The following is a 16,532-nucleotide window of genomic DNA, read 5'->3' on the forward strand; positions in this document are numbered from 1 at the left end:
GCGTATCCGTTAGATCTGGACATGACACAGACGGCTAAGCTCGCAAGGTTCTCGTACCCAATGTTGGATGCATGAAAGATTTTTCAATCTCGCCCGTGACTGCGTGTGTATCTCTCTTTCGGCACTGGCAACTGATCGTTCAGCTAACAATGCGCGACGTCGCTTCGCGCTATCGGGGGTCTTTTGCTGGAATCCTCTGGTCCTTGATAGGTCCGCTTCTGTCTCTGGCAATGTACACGTTTGTATTCGGCATTGTCCTGAGGGCCCGATGGGGAATTGCCGGTGAATCAACGTTCGATTTTGCGCTGACTTTGTTTGCTGGGCTGGTGGTCCATGGGCTGATATCAGAGGTGATCATGCGCGCCCCCCATTTGATCGTCGGAAATCCATCCTATGTGAAGCAGATCGTCTTCCCGCTGGAAATCTTGCCGATCGTCTCGCTCTTCTCGTCTCTTTTTAATTCGGCAATAAGTCTGGGGCTTCTGCTCTGTATTTGGGCCTTCACGCATCATGGCCTTCATCCTGCTGTCCTTTTGATCCCCTTGCTGATGTTCCCGCTATGCTTGATCGCGCTGGGGATTGGCTGGGCATTCGCCGCGACGACGGTGTATTTCCGAGACCTCGGCCAGCTTGTCAGTTTCATTTCGGCTGGCCTCCTCTTCCTGTCGCCAGTCTTCTATCCGGCAAGCGCTGTCCCCGTGGCCATTCGACCCGTCCTCAACCTCAATCCGCTAACCTTTGTCATTGAAGGCGTCAGGGGCACTTTGATTAACGGGACTGTTCCCTCGCTTCATTCGTATCTGGTGTATCTAATGATTTCCCTGCTTGTCGCCATCATCGGTTTTGCCTGGTTCCAACGGATCCGCCGCGGATTTGGAGACGTGGTATGACGGAAAACCGTATTCAAAGTGAAAGTGATGTTCTGATCAACGCCGCCGGTATCGGGAAGAAATATAGGGTCTACGAATCCGCCGGTGATCGTTTTCGTCAACTTTTCACGCGTGGCGATACGGGCACGGATCGGGAATTCTGGGCGCTCCAGAACATTTCGTTTTCGATCCACCGTGGTGAAGCTGTTGGTATTGTGGGCCGCAACGGTGCAGGCAAGAGCACGCTTCTGCAGATTATCACCGGCACAGTCGCGCCTTCCACCGGCACAATTTCCGTTTCTGGTAAGGTTGCGGCACTGCTTCAGCTTGGCAGTGGGTTCAATCCGGAATTCACCGGTCGTGAAAATGTTTACCTGAACGGTGCGATACTTGGCTTCAGCCGCCGACAGATATCGGAATATATGGATGAGATACTGAATTTCGCGGAAATTGGCGATTTCATTGATCAGCCCGTTAAAAATTACTCATCTGGGATGACAATGCGGCTCGCCTTTGCGGTCTCGACATGCCTGGAACCAGATCTCCTGATCGTCGATGAGGCTCTGGCGGTTGGCGACGCGCTGTTTCAGAGGAAATGTTACGCCCGTATCGAGGATTTCATCGAGCGCGGCGGTTCTCTTCTCTTCGTATCCCATTCGCTGGAAACAGTTCGGCGTATCTGCAATCGTGCGATCTACATCCAGGATGGACGCCTCAAAGCCATGGGTGACCCGGCTGAGGTTTCGGCCGCTTATGAATTTGATCTTGACGCCAGTAACAAGGAAGCCCGCAGATCCGAAAAACCTGCGTCGAAGCGAAATGAATATGGCAACGGAAAAGCCCGCATCCACAATGTCGCGGTCCTGGATGGGCGCGGGGAACCCGTTGAAGTCATAGATTCCGACGCTCCTTTTTCATTGACCTACAAGGTTACGTTTGCAGACGATGTGCCCAAATGTGTTTTCGGCTTCAAGATCATGAACACCGAGGGGCAGGTCATATATGCAACCAATACGCATATGAGGCATGGGTCCTTCATCCATGGCCGCCCTGGGCAGACTGTAGAATTCTCGTTCAAGCCGGAGCGCAATGTTCTCCCGGTCGGCGATTTTTTCCTGACCGTCGGTGTCAGTGAAACAAACGAGGGACAGGACCACTTTCTCCATCGGATGGTTGATTGTGCCCATTTCCGCGTAAGGGCATCAGAGGCGGGCAGTTATTTTGGTATGGTAAACCTTCGAGGATCGGTCACTGTAGAATGAGCATCGGATACATTCTTTCGACACCGCGCTCCGGCAGCACGTTGTTTTCAGTTTTGCTGAATCAGCATCCGGAAATTCATTGCCCCGCCGAACCCTGGTTCATGCTGGCAGCTCAGTCGCTGGGAGATGTATATCCAGAACATCCGGCGGACTCAGTGCTGATGCATACAGCCGTAGCAGCTTTCCTAGGAGCTGACTCAAATAGGATGCGGGCAACAGCCGCCAAAGCCGTTTATGAGCAGCGTCTTCGGGAGGTTGGCAAAAAGATCTTTATAGACAAGACACCGCGAAATTTTCACTGTTTAGATGTCATCGATATGGTGCCTGATGCAAGGAAGATAGTTTTACTTAGAAATCCTTTGGATGTTGCGGCGTCATATAAGGATACGTGGGAAGTAGATATTCCCGCTATATTGTCTGCTCGAGCTAAATCCCCTTTCTATCTCGATTATGTGATGGGTTTTAGAAGGCTTGCCGACCTCCTTTTGCAGCAAGACATCATGGTAGTTCGGTATGAGGCTCTTGTGTCCGACCCAACGGCGGTTATGAATGCTGTTTTTAAATACCTAGGTGTCGATCCGATTAAAATTACTAAAGAGACAAGATTGGAGTTAAATCATCTTGGTGCATCAAGTCTTGGAGACAAGAAAATAATCAATACATCAACGCTGCACAGTAAATCTGTCGATCGTTGGAAAGAGATTTTTGATCCCGCCGATGTTGCAACTCTTGTAAACTCTCTCGGCCGCCGTGGCTTTGAAAGCCTAGGGTATGCAAATGAATACCTATCGGCGCTCGAATATAGCCGTGCACCCGAAGACGATTCAGCGGCAGAATTGGCATATGAAAAGGCGCAGGAAATTCAGAGAGACGGCGTCCTGGCATCTAAAAGTGCCGCCGAATTTAAAGCTTTGTACCAAGAGGCTCTAGATGAAGCAGACAGAGTCCAGTCAACTTTGAAGGCTACAAGGCAAGAGTTAGAGGCCACGAGGAGCCTCCTGCGGCCTCGCAACTATCTAGAGCATATTGCCACGGTGGCTCTAACTCGCCTTAATACGAGGAAGAAGTATTCTGCAATTGGTAGGATAAGCGTCGTAACGCCATGCTACAATTGTGTAGAATTTATTGAGCAAGCGGTTGTTTCCGTTCTTGATCAGGATTATCTTGATATTGAATATATTATCGTAGATGGGGGGTCAACTGATGGAACCCTTGACGTAATTCGCTCAATCCTAGGGCGTGACGCCTATCGAGACCGTAATGTTCGCCTCGTTACAGGACGTGATAAGGGAATGTACGACGCCCTTTCCAAGGGTTTCTCAATGGCGACAGGCGACATTTTTTGTTATCTGAATGCTGACGACACGTTCGAACCCGGAGCGTTAAGGGGTGTAGGCCAGCACTTCGCTCGTTACCCCGATCAAAAAGTTATATATCACAGCGACCATGTTCTGTTCGAGAACTGGAAGTTCTGCAATCTCGACCAGCCCAAACGTGTAGGTACAGCAGACCTACTTGGCGGGCATATCTTGTTTCAAGACGGCGTCTTTTGGCGCAGTAGCGCATATCGTGCTGTCGGCGGCTTCCGGTCGGACTTCAAGCTCGCGGGCGATTTCGATTTTTGGCTGCGGCTTTCCGCTCAATATAAGTTCCATCACCGCAAGGGGCGCGTGAGTTGCTTTAGGCTGCGCCCTGGGCAGCTCAGTAACGATATGATTTCGTACGCACGGGAGCAGGAGACTGCAATCCACGACTTCCTTGCCGGCGTTTCCAGTCTGAAGAGAGGTATATGGAAAGTCCACCAGCTGATACGAAAGCTCTCAAAGAAGATTGCGAGATTTCAAAGTTCGGATGCTTTCTACTACCCGATCGATTTTCAAAACATGCCGCCACCTCCTGGTATTTTGCCCGATCGAGCCGATGTTGGTCCGACTAACCCTATTGACGGTAGTTCACTGTCAAGGTTCTTGTTCTGTAGTCCCGATACGCGTTTCGGTGAAGACGTTCTCACCTACGTGTATCTCGATGATGATGCCAAGGTCGCGGTTGCTCATCCGAAGATTAAACTTGAATATCTCGACGGGCTATACGAAAGAAATTACTCCTCTCCTCCCGTGGAGTTGAAAAAGGGTGGCGAAAATTCTCCGTATAGGGGGTTTGGGCGCAGTAATATTGTGCGTCGTGCAGTGGTGCATCTTCCCCTTCACCGCCTCTCCCGATTTTTTCCGAATTTGTGGGCAGATAATACACTGCCAGAATTCGAGAGCGTCTTGGTATCAGCGGGGGTGCGGTTGAATGTGGGCGCGCGCATCCTCGATGCCGGGTGTTTTGAGGGCGCGTTGCTCGATCGGATTGCAAAGGAAACTGGCTGGAAAGGCTATGGACTAGAGCCCAATCCTAAAGCTGCTGCAATTGCGGAAGCGAAAGGTCATAAAGTTTGGAACTGCCATGTAGAAGATGCCCCGAATGTGATTGATGCTGGTTTGCAATTTGACGTCATATTTTTGGGGCAGACCATCGAACATGTCGATAATCCTCTTCAAGTCTTACGTCGCTTGCGCTTGTTGCTGGCCCCTGACGGCGTGATTGTGATGAGTACGCCCAACTTGAACTCCGCCGAAGTTAAATGGTTTGGTCCGACGTGGGCGCATTGGCATTTGCCTTATCACCGGCACATCTTTTCTCGCGATGGTTTGTATTCGCTGGCCAAGCAAGCCGGATTGAGGGCGTTGTCGTCCAGAACATTCTCTAACGCATATTGGACGTGTATGAGCCTGATGCTGAATGAGGAAGGGCTGGGAGGGGCTGTATCTCACGAAGTCGATGTTCCCAGCCATGTTGCCCAAAATGCCATAAAAATTTCGGTAGCAAAGAAGGTCTTGCATGACCGATTCGGTCGCGGTGACTATATCTATGTCGTAATGCGAGAGTATTGAGCATGAAAAGTCTTCCACGCATCAGCATTGTTACCCCTTCGTTTAATCAAGGGCGATATATAAAAGAAACATTGGACTCGGTTTTCGATCAAAGGTACCCAGATTTGGAGTATGTTTTGATGGATGGTGGCTCTTCAGATGAGACTTTAGATGTTGTCGAGCCGTACATATCCCGGTTTTCATACTTTCAGACGGCGCCGGACGGTGGTCAAAGTGCTGCAATTGCATGCGGTTTTGAGAAGACGACCGGTGAAATTATGGCCTATCTGAATAGCGATGATGTCCTCTTGCCGGGTGCCTTGAATTATGTTGTGCAATTTTTTGAAAAAAATCCGGATGTTGATGTAATTTATTCGCACCGTTGCATCATCGATGCAGACGGTACTGTCAAAGGTCACTGGGTTCTTCCGCCACATAGTAGTTTTTTGATGCGACGATGGGACTTGATACCACAGGAGACCTGTTTCTGGCGTCGTCGGATTTTTGAAAGAGAAGGTAACATCGATCCGTCATATCGATTTGCGATGGACTATGATTTGTTCGTTCGCTTTATGCGATCGGGTAAATTCATGCGTGTGAACAGATTTCTGGCAGCGTTTCGAATGCACGATGACGCGAAGACTACTACGCAACTTGCTTCGGTGGGGCTAGAGGAGATCAGGCGCGTATATGTTCGTTATGATATAAAGCCGGTAAAGTATTTGGGTGAGTTGTTCCAGTCCAGTGTGCGAACTCGTTCGGCAAATTTTGCTGTAAGCGGCCGATCCTACCCAGGATTGCCGCCAGGCATCGGGTTCAAATTGGGAGAACTCTGGGGATGAGTGTTTCAATTCCATTTGCCGAGATACTGAAGTTGGATAGGCTTAAACATAAGGCTTGGCGGTTGCTAGGGCCTAGGCTGGGCGTGCTTCATCAATACACACCGCGACCGCTTCTCCAGATTACAGATAAAGAAAATTGGGAGGCATTTGATATTGATGCCGCCCCGCGCGTTTCATTGGTAACGCCGTCATTTAGACAAGGGCATTATCTTGGTGAAACAATCCGCAGCGTATTGGGCCAGAATTACCATAATCTTGAATATTTCATAGAAGACGGTGGTTCAGATGATAATACGCTTGAGGTCTTGAAAACCTACGAAAGTCAACTGTCCGGTTGGATATCTGAGCCGGATAAGGGCCAATCTCACGCGATTAACAAGGGGTTTAAAAGGACCAGCGGTGATTTAATGGGCTGGTTAAACTCGGACGACCTACTTCTACCCGGAGCCATCGAAACAGTTGTCAGATATTTTGCAGATCACCCTGAGGTGGATGTGGTCTATGGTAATCGTATCATTGTTGACGAGAACGGTTTTGAAATCGGTCGTTGGATCATGCCCGGTCACGATTCGAGCATTTTATCCTGGGCAGATTATGTGCCGCAGGAGACGCTTTTTTGGCGCCGGGAGATTTGGGAAAAGGTTGGTGGGCAGATCGATGAGTCCTTCCGGTTTGCGATGGACTGGGATCTTCTGGTCCGCTTCCGGGATGCCGGGGCGAAATTCGCGCATATTCCCCGTTTCATGGGCGCCTTTCGTATTCATCAACAACAAAAGACCTCTGCCGAGATTTCAGAGATCGGGTTTCAGGAAATGAACCGTATCCGCCAGCGGATCCACGGTCATGTTCCGACGCAGCAGCAGATTCACAAAGCCATGGTTCCATTTCTCCTGAAGCATATCTGGGTGGATTTGAAGTGGCGGATTTTCCGGGGCGCATGATGGATGGTTTGAGGTGGCGTGCCCGTTGCGATCTTGACGTTGCTTGCGACGCTTGGGTCGGTTGTGTCGTTGGATTATGGTCCTGGCGCCCCAGCCAATAAAATTCTCTGTCTGCGCCGTCGGACGCCGCGATTTTTTCTTTATCTTCGCAAAGAGCCGGATACCCTGTGTTTCATAGGGGACTCGTTTGTGGGGATTGCATGGCACATCTTGCCGATGGTGAGATCGCATTACCGCGCATCGCGCGGATCGAATGGCAGACGGTGGTGCTGGCCCTTGTCATCTATGGGGGCTTCCTGGGGCTCACCTGGTTCTGGCGGGAGATCCCACTCTATATTCTGGTGCCGCTTGGCGCCTGGCTGATTGCCTGGCATGGCTCGCTGCAGCATGAGGTGATCCACAATCACCCGACCCGCCACACGTTTATCAACGATGCGATCGGCCTTGTGCCGATCTCGCTCTGGCTGCCCTACAGGGTCTACAAGCAAAGCCATCTCGCCCATCATCGCGATGAGCATCTGACTGATCCGATCGAGGATCCGGAATCCTATTATTTCACCCGGGAAGATTGGGAGCGGTTCGGCTGGTTCGGCCGGGGGCTCCGCGAGTTCAACCTGACGCTGGCCGGTCGTTTGACGGTGGGGCCGGCGATCATTCTCGGTTCCTTCCTCTGGCACGAAGGCCTGATGGTGATCCGCGGCGAGGGCGATCGCCGCCGCCTCTGGGCTGGACATGCGCTCGGTGTCGCCATCGTCCTGTGGTGGGTGCTTGTGGTCTGCGACATGCCCTTCCTTCTGTTCTTCTTCGGCTTCATCTATGCCGGCACCGGACTGGGCCGCCTGCGCTCCTATGCCGAGCACCGCTTTGCCGACAATCATGAAGAGCGCACGGCCATCGTCGAGAAGAGCCCCGTTTTCGGCCTGCTCTTTCTTCATAACAACCTGCATGTGCTGCATCATCGTGTTCCGGGCCTGCCCTGGTACATGCTGCCGCGTGTCTATGAAAAACACCGGGATTTTCTCGTGCGACTGAATGGCGGCCTCGTCTATCGCGGGTATTTCGACGTCGCCCGCCGTTTCCTGTTGCGCAAGCACGACGACCCGACCCATCCGAGATATCCGTGAGCGCGCAACTGGCCCCACACCAGGGCGCACACCGGGGGGCAAACGGGAGAGAAGCGTCGCCCAAGCGGCTGGCAAGCCTTGCCATGTATGTCGCACCATCCGTGGTCGTTGAGGCACAGCAAAGCCTCTGGGCCTTCCTGGCTACCCGCCTGCGCGAAGCGGGGCTCGCCGATGTGCCGGATCATCTGGACGCCACGCTCTCCCATGATGCGGCCTGGCTCGATCCCCGGCTTTTGCTCGCCCAGACTTGCGGCTTTCCATACGTCAAGCGCCTGCGCGGCCGGGTCCGCCTCGTGGCAACACCTCTTTATGATGCGCCGGGCTGCGATGGGCCGTCCATGTCCAGCGTCATCGTCATGCGGGCCGATGCTGGCCCCACGGATCTGTCCGGCTGCGCCGGCCTGGTCGCGGCGATCAATGAGCCGATCAGCAATTCCGGCTATAATCTCCTGCGCGCCGCCGTGGCACCGCATGCACACGGCAAGCCGTTCTTCTCAGGCGTCGTTGAAACCGGTGGTCATCTGGCCAGCCTGGAGGCGGTGCGCAAAGGCGCCGCCGATCTCGCCGCGATCGACTGCATCACCTATGATCTTCTGAAGCGCCATGCGCCGGACGGGATCGACGGCCTGAAGATCCTTGCGCACACACCCTCCGGCCCGTCGCTCCCCTTCATCACCCGGCTTGACACATCCGACACCGAACTTGCCGCCCTGCGCCAAGCGCTCGCCACTGCCGTCACCGCGCCAGAGCTTGACGAGGCTCGGGAAATCCTCGGCCTCAGAGGTATCGCCGTGCTCGACGAGACGGATTACGACGCGCTGCTGGCCCTGGAAGAGAAGGCGATCGCCTTGGGATATGGCCAAGTGCGGTGAGGGGATGGCCCGGGGTGGACCGGGCCAGAGTACTGGCGTCAGAACTCAGCCGAAGCGCCGACCCAAAGGGTGCGGCCGATTACCCAGGGCTGGCCGGATTTGGTGGTGGCATTGCCCATTTCGTTGAACACATTGGCCACCTTGAAGTTGAGGGTCAGGCCATGCTCATCGACTTCGGCCACCTTGTAGGAACCGCTGAGATCGACGGTCAGAACGGCGGCAAAGGCCTTGTCGTCCCATATGTCGTGCTGGATACCGTCAATGTCTTCCGTGTCGCCGGTCTCGGCCACGCCGTCATAGGCGAAGTTGTAGTTGGCGCTGACGCCAAGGTTCAGTCGTTCTTCGAAGAAGCTGCCGGAAAGCCCGACCTGCGCGCGAAGCGGAATATCCATATTGCCGGTAATGGCGTTGAAGCCGGCTTTGGTGTACGACATGCCCTTATAGGAGATGCGGTCCTCCAGATCGTCCTCGTCGACGAAATAGCTGTCGGCCGAGACATTGTTGTCCGCCCAGGTAATCGATGCGGAAAGCACGGAGTTGTCCGCCGGGTTCCAGGCTGCCGTCGGCAATTGCTTGGCATATTCCGCCGTAAAGGAATCATAGGATCCTTCGGCGTTGTTGGTCAGCACGTAGGAGGTCGAGGTCGGCGTTGACGACGCATACTGGTCGCGCGAGCTGCGGTGCATGTAGCGCAAGCGCCAGTCCCCCTCGGTCAGCGGATCGACAAAGTTGATCGCAGCGGTGAACTCGTCCGTATAAGGCGTCTTCAGATCTGAAGCGTCGAGGGAGTAATAGGTCTGCGTCGGCGTGGTGGTAAAATTGCCGACGACACCTGTGGAGCTCGGTGTCCTTATGTAAGTTATGATGCGCGGTTGCTGGTCGCGGACTGCATAAGCAAGGTTGGCGGCGTCATAATAGCGGTTGTAGCCGGCGGAAATGCTGAAATCCTCGATCGGGGTCACGGTTGCGACCAGACGCGGTGCGATGTTGAGGTTGCCCTGATAATCGTCATAGTCGAGGCGAATGCCGGGGCGAATATTCAGCCAGTCGAAGGTCTGGTCGAGTTCCAGATAGCTGTTCGCCTGCATGATCTGGGCCGTGAGATCATACGCCTTGTAGACTGCTTTCGTGGCCGCGAACTGCTCCGCATAGCATTCCTCGGTCGTGTTGCAGGTGAAGGTTTTGACGCCGTTGCCATTCTGCCAGAGATTCGGGCCACTCGTATAGGACGCTGCGACGCGGTAGGTGTAGTTGACATAGTCCTTGGCGCGCCAGCGATGTGCTTCGGTAAAGCCGAATTCATATCCGGTGCGAAACGTACCGTTCCAGACATCGCCGGCCAAATCCTGTGACCAGGTGTAGCGCTCTTGCCCCTGGCCGCGCTCGGAACCCATTCCGCCTTCGCGGCAGGAGGTGGTCGTCGTCGAGCTCGGATCGACCCTGCACCAGTCATCCAGCATGGTCGATGTAAACACGTTTTTCGTGACACCGGAAATAGTGCGGAAAAAGGTGGATTGCCAATTGCGGACGGTATCGTCGCCGCCAAGGTTGAGTGCATCGGATTTGGAAGCTGTCAGCTTGCTGGTCAGCGAAACATTGGAAAGGGCAATGCCGCCAAGCGAGAAATCCTCGAAATCATAGCTGTGTTCCAGCTTTCCGGCATAGCTTTGGGTCGCGGTATCGATCTCCAGGTCCCGGTAGCTGGCCGACTCGAAATCCTGGCTGTAATCGGTATGCAGGCCCTCCAGCTTGAACGTGCCGAAATCCGTCTCGGCATTGGCCTGCAAGCGATAGAACTCGTTTTTCGATTCGGATTCAACGTCTTCGTCGCCGTAAATGTAGTCTTTGGCCTTGTTGGTCCAGGCATCCGTGACGCTGTACTGGCCGATAACGGCGATATTGTCGGTGATCGGACCTGAGACCGAGATGGCCTTCTTTTTCTTGTAGAATTCCGGCTCTTTCACATTGTTGGGATTAAGCCCATCCTTGGTCGCCAGATTATATTCAACAAGCGCGTCGCTCTCATATTCCACCGAGGCTGTCGCCCTCAGCCGGTCGGTCGCGGGCGACTTCAGCTTGTATTCAACGACACCCCCCTGGAACGAGCCGTACCGGGCCGAGGCGTTGCTGTCGATCACGGTGGCGGATTCGACAAACTCCGTCGGGACGAAGAGCGTCTGCGAATGCAGGCCATAAATTCGGTCGGCATCGTATCTGTTGTTCGCGTCCGACAACTCGCCTTGGTTCCCCTGATCATAGGGCTCTTCCGTCCCCGTGACCGTGTTGATCCCGATGCCGTTCAGAATGAAATTGTTCTCGTAGGTCCGCCCACCGGAAATCGACAATTCCTGCGGTTTGGTATTGAGGATCGCCTGGCTATCGACGCCGGCCTCGTCATTCGTGTCATTCTGGTACTGCACATTCGGCAGGCCACGCAGGAAGCTGTTGGCATCGCCGCTGCCATCGGCGCGGATGCCGACCTGGGTGGAATCCATGACCGTCGTTCCGGTATCGCCGGCGCTGTCGGTGCCGAGCTTCACGCCGCCGCCGGAAGAGGTCACGGTGATTTCCTCCAGAACCGTCGAACCATCAGCGTCGACGCCGGCCGCGTCAGTGGAGCTTGCGGCCACAAGCGAGACGGTGCGGGCGCCGGTGACGCGGATGTCGAGGCCGGAGCCTGCGAGAAGCGTCCTTAGGGCGGCGAGCGGATCGGTCTCACCCGCAACCGGCTGCGAGCTGCGGCCGGCCACAAGCGCCGTGACATAACCGACCTGCCAGCCGCTTTGGCGCGTGAAGGCTTTCAGCGCCGCATCGAGCGACTGGCCGGGGATGGAGATGGATCTTGCGGTCGTCGCCCTCTGGGCTGCGGCGGGTTTCTGAGCGGCATCCTGTGCCCTTGCCCCGGTCGTGCCCCCTGTCGCGCCGGTCATGACTAAGACCAATGCCGTGGACACCATGAACATGGCAAGCCTGTGCCTGCCGAAGGATACGCTACGCTCTGCCATCTGAATCCCGGCCTCTGACAAGGCCTTGTCACCCTGTTGTCACCCCGCCGCCGCACCTCATGTGCAACGGCTCTGAACGGGATGACGTGTGAGGGGAGCGGATCTCACAAAAAAACTTGATGATTTAGCGAATGATTAGAATTCCGCCGGGAAGTCGGTCGAGTGTGGCGCCGGCGGCGGTCGTAACCGCCTCGATTGCCGCCTCTGCCGCCTCGATCCGGAAACTGCCGCTGACCGGCGTGTCGAGGGCAGCACCCGGCAGTGTCACGATGCGGTCGCCGGTGTGGCGGCCGATTTCGGCCAGCGCCTGGCGAAGCGGCACGCCGGACAGCTGGATCCAGCCTTCGCGCCATGAAAGCCGGATGTCTGTGTCGTCATCCGGCAGCATAGAGATCGCCGACCGGCTGACGGCTGCGGTCTGTCCGGGCGTCATCGCAAGCGTCTGGCCGCCATCTTCGTCGCGGGTGAGGCGAACCCCGCCGCTTTCCAGATGCACCACATCCGCCTCGTCTCTGCGCGCCACGTCGAACCGCGTGCCGGTCACCTCCACTGTCCCGAAACCGCCAGTCACGGTGAAGGGGTGGGCCGTGTCATGTGCCACCTCGAACCAGGCCTCGCCCTCGATGATCCGCACGGCACGGCGGCCGTCTTCAAAATCGAGCATGACGGATGTGCGGCTGTTCAATTGCATGCGTGAGCCATCGGGCAGGGTGATCGTGGCAATCTCGCCCGCACCGGTGCGATGATCGGCGCGAAACGCGAAAAACCAGTCGCGATCCACGGTCGTCAGCGCCACGGCTGCGAGAAGCGACGCGGCAAGGGCGACCGGTGAGATGCGGCTAAAACCGGCGATAAACCCAACACGCCGCCTTGGGCGCAAAGGCTCTGGCGGAGCGGCAGCCGCGGTCTGTGCGGTCTGGCCCTTGCGCGCCACCTCCGCCGTTGCCGCGGCCACTTCCGGACAGTCCCACAGAGCCGTCACGCGCGAGAGTGCCGCCGCCCGGTCGGGGTGTCCGGCAATCCAGGCCTCGAAGGCCTCAGGGTCGGCATCCTCCGCCCGCAGCTTCAAGAACCAGTCCAGCGCCTGATCCATGACGGGATCGGCATGCCGGTATCCTGAACCCCGCTCCTCGTCAGTGGATGGAAACATGACGGCCTTCCGAAAAAATGTCCCGATATATGCAATGACGTTTCAACATGAAATTTCTCCTAAAAATTGTAGTCGCGCCATTCTCCACCCGCGCATCATCGGTCGAGCCGCTCCTTGATTTCGAGGAGAACGGCCATCGCCATCTTCATGTCGTTGAACACGGTATTCGGCGAAACCCCGAGCCGCCTGGCAATGTCCGGATAGGCAAGCCCATCGATCCGGCTCAGGCACCAGACAGAGCGCGCCCTGGGCGGCAGTTTCAAAAGCGCGCGATTGAAGGCCATGACGAGATCTTTCTGGATCGTCTGGTCCTCGATGCTGGGCTGCGGGTCGGCCACCACGGTGGCCTCCACAGCCCCGAAATCGGCGGGCTCATGCAGTGCGCGCACCTTGCGGCGGCGGATGTGGTCAAGCGCCAGGTTGCGGGCGGTCTGCCAGAGAAAGGCCTCGATATTGGCCGGGCTGCCCTGATCCAGCGCCCGCCTTGCCCGAAGATAGGCATCCTGGGTCAGCTCCTCGGCCTCGGCCTTGTCGCGCACGATCCGCAGGATGACCCGATAGAGCGTTTGCCGCATGCCGAGATAGGCGTCGTCCAGGCGCTGTGTGTCCGTGCTCATCCGCGCATCCTCAAGGCCCGGCGGGGGAGGAGCCCCGGCACGGATAAAGATGGCGGCAAAGCGTTTCGGACCACGGCGAAAAGGATCATTCGACCTCGGTCTTGCCGGTTATGGTCGCGAGTGGAAGCTTGGTCAGCACGGCCACATTCTCGGTCCGGAAAATGTGCTTCGCATGCGCCTCAAGCCGCTGCGGCGTGATCTTCTCGCCCAGCCCCTGCATGCGCTTGAGATAACCCGCATCGCCATAGCGGCGATAGCTGAGCGCCAGCCGCCTGAGCCAGGTGTTCGGGTCTGTCAGACGGCTGCCTTCGGCAAAGGCGATGTCGGCACGCATCTTGTCCGTATCTGCGGCGCGGGCGATTTCCGGCATGCGGTCAAGAACGGCCAATGCCGCCTGTGTCAGTTCGTCGGCACGATCAGGATCGCAATAGAATCCGAGCGTGCCGATCGCCCGGTCCTGATCCGGTTCCAGCGCCAGTTCGAACTCGAGGCTGTAAATGCCGCCGAGCACATTGCGCAATTCCTTCTTCAGGCCCTGCTGTGCAAGCGGCGTCAGCGAAGACACGATGAAGCTCGCCTCCGGCGTCCAGTCCAGGGGCGCATAGAAGGAGATCTCGACGCGGGCCCGGTTCTCGGCAAAGACCTGCGTTTTCACTGCATGCCGCCCCGGCTGCTGCAGGGCGATGTCTGGCGTCAGCACGGCCTTGCGTGGCACGGCACCGATCACGCTCGCGAAGGCTGTCCGAATGGCCTTATCCGGTGCCGCACCGACCGCATACCAGGTCACCGGCTGGCCGAGATGGGCATCCGCAATCCGCGTCATCTCCGTCGGGGCGAGGGCCGCGAGCGTATCAAGGTTGCCGCTATCCTCGTATGCGCTGCCATACAGCAGCTGCTCACGGATCGCGGATGCCTTGTCCTCACTGTCATCAGCGCTGCCATTGTCGTCATGGCCCATCTGCTCGCGCATGGCCTCCACCGCCTCGGGCCGCACCGCGCCATAGGCAAGGGTCGCGGCATAGGTCCGCAGCTGCGCCGGCAGGTCGGCGGCGGCGGCAGCAATACCCGCATCCAGATGCCCATCCTTCAGCGCGAAGCTCCAGCGCTGCGTCTGCGCATCGGCCCAGAGATCATATTGCGTCTGGTTCCAGAAGCGGAAACCGCTCTGGGTGAAGAGCTGCAACGCCGCTTGCGATGCAATGCTGCCGAATTCGCTGTTGCGGAAGCCGGGCAGCGATTGCCCGGACAGATAGACCTTCCCATCAGGCGTATCCCGAACGAGCCAGACCACCGTGTCGCCATTCGAAAGCTGCCATTCGATGACATCAGGATCAGTGGCGCGTGTTTCGCTGACGATACGCCCGGAGGTCTCCACCGTCAGGTCGGCCGGCCAAGTTGGCGCGATTTCCGCCGGCGGGGCCTCGGCCAGCGGCGCATGTGCGGGAAGCGTATCCATGGCCGCCAGCCGGTCGCGTTCGGCCGTCACCGCCTCCACGGCGGGAAGCGCCACGTCATTGCGTCCGCCCGGAACCTGGTAGAACAGAACCTGGTCCTCGGCCGATAAGAGCTCGCGCAGGCGGGCGTTCAGGCTCTCCAGCGTGATGCGGTCGAACAGGGCGGCTGTGCGTTGCGTCCGTGTCGCCGGGTTATCGACCACGGAGCCGGTCAGCACGGCCGAGGCAATCCGGTCCTCCCAATCCGCATAACTCCGGCTTTCGGCGGCTTCGCGGTTGTTCTCGTTCACCTGGCGGGCGCGGCTGAGCAGCGCCTCGAAGCCGGTGCGGGACAGACCCTCCCGGCGCAGACGCTCCACCGTCTCGAGGATGGCCGATGTCGCCACGCCATGCGTCTCGGTGCGGGCATTGAAGGCCAGGATGAGCCGCTCTTCCGTCGGCTCCTGCGTCACAAATGTCAGGGCCTCCGCAACGTCCTTGTGGTGCGGCGCCTCGGCTTCCACAGCATCACGGATCAGCCGGGTGAGGAAATACTGCTGCAGATAGGCAAGCTGACCCGCCTCCGTCAGCCGGTCCGGCATGGCAACGCGAAAAGCATAGGTCACCTGCGAGCTGGAACCATTGGGGTCTTGCACGAGTGCCACGTTCAACCCCTTTTTTAGCGGCAGGACGCGATAGTCGCGAAGCGGTGCCTCACGCGCTGGTGCCGCGCCAAAGGCCTGTTCCACAGCCCGTCGCGCCGTCTCCGTGTCGAAGCGGCCGGAAACGATCAGCGTCATGTTCGAGGCACGGTAGAAGGTCTGATAGAAGCTGCGGATATCAGCGATCGAGGTCTTTGAAATCCCAGCCGCGGTGCCGATGGTCGGGCGATCGACATAACGCGAACCGGGCCGCAGTGCTGCCTTCTTCAGGCGGCTGACGCGGTCTGGCAGGCTTTCCGTCTGGCGCAATTCTTCCAGGATGACGAAGCGTTCCTTCTCCCAATCATCGGCACGAAGCGAGGGCTGAAGCACGAGATCCGCGGTAAATTTCAGCGAGGCGGCAAGATCGAGCGCATCATCGGGACGAGTCCGGAGCATGAACTGCGTCTCCGTTTCGCGCGTCACCGCATTCACCTGCACGCCGGTGCGCCAGCCCAGCGCCTCGATCTCCGCATGCATCGATCGGCCACGCGCCGTGTTCGACTGGAACACCATATGCTCGAGAATATGCGCAACACCGCTCGGCACCGCCTCGTCGATCGATCCGGCATGTACGATCAGCCGGATGTTGAAAGGATCATTGTCCTTGCCACTGTCATGCAGAAAGTAGCGAAGCCCGTTGTCCAGTCGTCCCGTCGCAATGCGCGGATCCCAGCCGGGATCTGCGGCAGGCGCGGGCGTTGTCAGAAGGAGGAGGGGGATCGCAACAAGGAGGCGTCGAAACATCTTGAAAATACCGCATGCCGTTCGCGTGGGAGCAAGCTCGATCGAGGCCGACTT

At 57.1% G+C, this 16,532-nt stretch carries 11 protein-coding genes; 7 read left to right on the top strand and 4 right to left on the bottom strand.

Features of this window, described 5'->3' with window-relative positions; all coding sequences use genetic code 11:
* Positions 1 to 71: 71 nt before the first annotated feature.
* From IP76_RS02935 to IP76_RS02965, 7 genes are all read left to right on the top strand, one after another.
* On the top strand, positions 72 to 890 hold the full coding sequence (locus IP76_RS02935; protein WP_054156678.1) for an ABC transporter permease: 819 nt from the start codon (positions 72 to 74) through the stop codon (positions 888 to 890).
* Entirely contained in the window at positions 887 to 2,131 is a 1,245-nt protein-coding gene (locus IP76_RS23245) for an ABC transporter ATP-binding protein (protein WP_054156679.1), read from the top strand. The genes IP76_RS02935 and IP76_RS23245 overlap by 4 nt, the downstream gene beginning before the upstream one ends.
* Positions 2,128 to 5,067, top strand: coding sequence for a glycosyltransferase (locus IP76_RS02945; RefSeq protein WP_054156680.1), 2,940 nt, complete (start codon positions 2,128 to 2,130; stop codon positions 5,065 to 5,067). The genes IP76_RS23245 and IP76_RS02945 overlap by 4 nt, the downstream gene beginning before the upstream one ends.
* A 2-nt stretch (positions 5,068 to 5,069) precedes the next feature.
* Positions 5,070 to 5,888 (top strand): glycosyltransferase family 2 protein, encoded by an 819-nt coding sequence (locus tag IP76_RS02950; protein WP_054156681.1) that lies wholly within the window; start codon positions 5,070 to 5,072, stop codon positions 5,886 to 5,888.
* Entirely contained in the window at positions 5,885 to 6,829 is a 945-nt protein-coding gene (locus tag IP76_RS02955) for a glycosyltransferase family 2 protein (RefSeq protein WP_054156682.1), read from the top strand. The genes IP76_RS02950 and IP76_RS02955 overlap by 4 nt, the downstream gene beginning before the upstream one ends.
* Before the next feature lie 200 nt (positions 6,830 to 7,029).
* Positions 7,030 to 7,953, top strand: a complete 924-nt coding sequence (locus tag IP76_RS02960) for a fatty acid desaturase (protein WP_054156683.1) — start codon at positions 7,030 to 7,032, stop codon at positions 7,951 to 7,953.
* Positions 7,950 to 8,825: a phosphate/phosphite/phosphonate ABC transporter substrate-binding protein gene (locus IP76_RS02965; RefSeq protein WP_245281369.1), complete on the top strand. Its 876-nt coding sequence runs from the start codon at positions 7,950 to 7,952 to the stop codon at positions 8,823 to 8,825. Before IP76_RS02960 ends, IP76_RS02965 begins: the two co-directional genes overlap by 4 nt.
* 38 nt (positions 8,826 to 8,863) lie before the next feature.
* On the opposite strand, the gene IP76_RS02970 is transcribed toward IP76_RS02965, so the two are convergent.
* From IP76_RS02970 to IP76_RS02985, 4 genes are all read right to left on the bottom strand, one after another.
* Positions 8,864 to 11,830 (bottom strand): TonB-dependent receptor, encoded by a 2,967-nt coding sequence (locus IP76_RS02970; RefSeq protein WP_156318454.1) that lies wholly within the window; start codon positions 11,828 to 11,830, stop codon positions 8,864 to 8,866.
* A 124-nt stretch (positions 11,831 to 11,954) separates the two neighbouring features.
* Positions 11,955 to 12,980 carry a FecR domain-containing protein gene (locus IP76_RS02975; protein WP_054156686.1) on the bottom strand — a complete coding sequence of 342 codons (1,026 nt, stop codon included), beginning with the start codon at positions 12,978 to 12,980 and terminating at the stop codon, positions 11,955 to 11,957.
* Positions 12,981 to 13,075: 95 nt separating this feature from the next.
* Positions 13,076 to 13,597 carry an RNA polymerase sigma factor gene (locus IP76_RS02980; protein WP_054156687.1) on the bottom strand — a complete coding sequence of 174 codons (522 nt, stop codon included), beginning with the start codon at positions 13,595 to 13,597 and terminating at the stop codon, positions 13,076 to 13,078.
* A gap of 85 nt (positions 13,598 to 13,682) precedes the next feature.
* A complete protein-coding gene (locus tag IP76_RS02985; protein ID WP_054156688.1) occupies positions 13,683 to 16,478 on the bottom strand; it encodes a M16 family metallopeptidase in 2,796 nt (931 codons plus the stop codon).
* Positions 16,479 to 16,532 lie beyond the last annotated feature (54 nt).

Source organism: Rhizobium sp. AAP43 (assembly GCF_001296045.1).
Lineage (GTDB): Bacteria > Pseudomonadota > Alphaproteobacteria > Rhizobiales > Rhizobiaceae > Allorhizobium.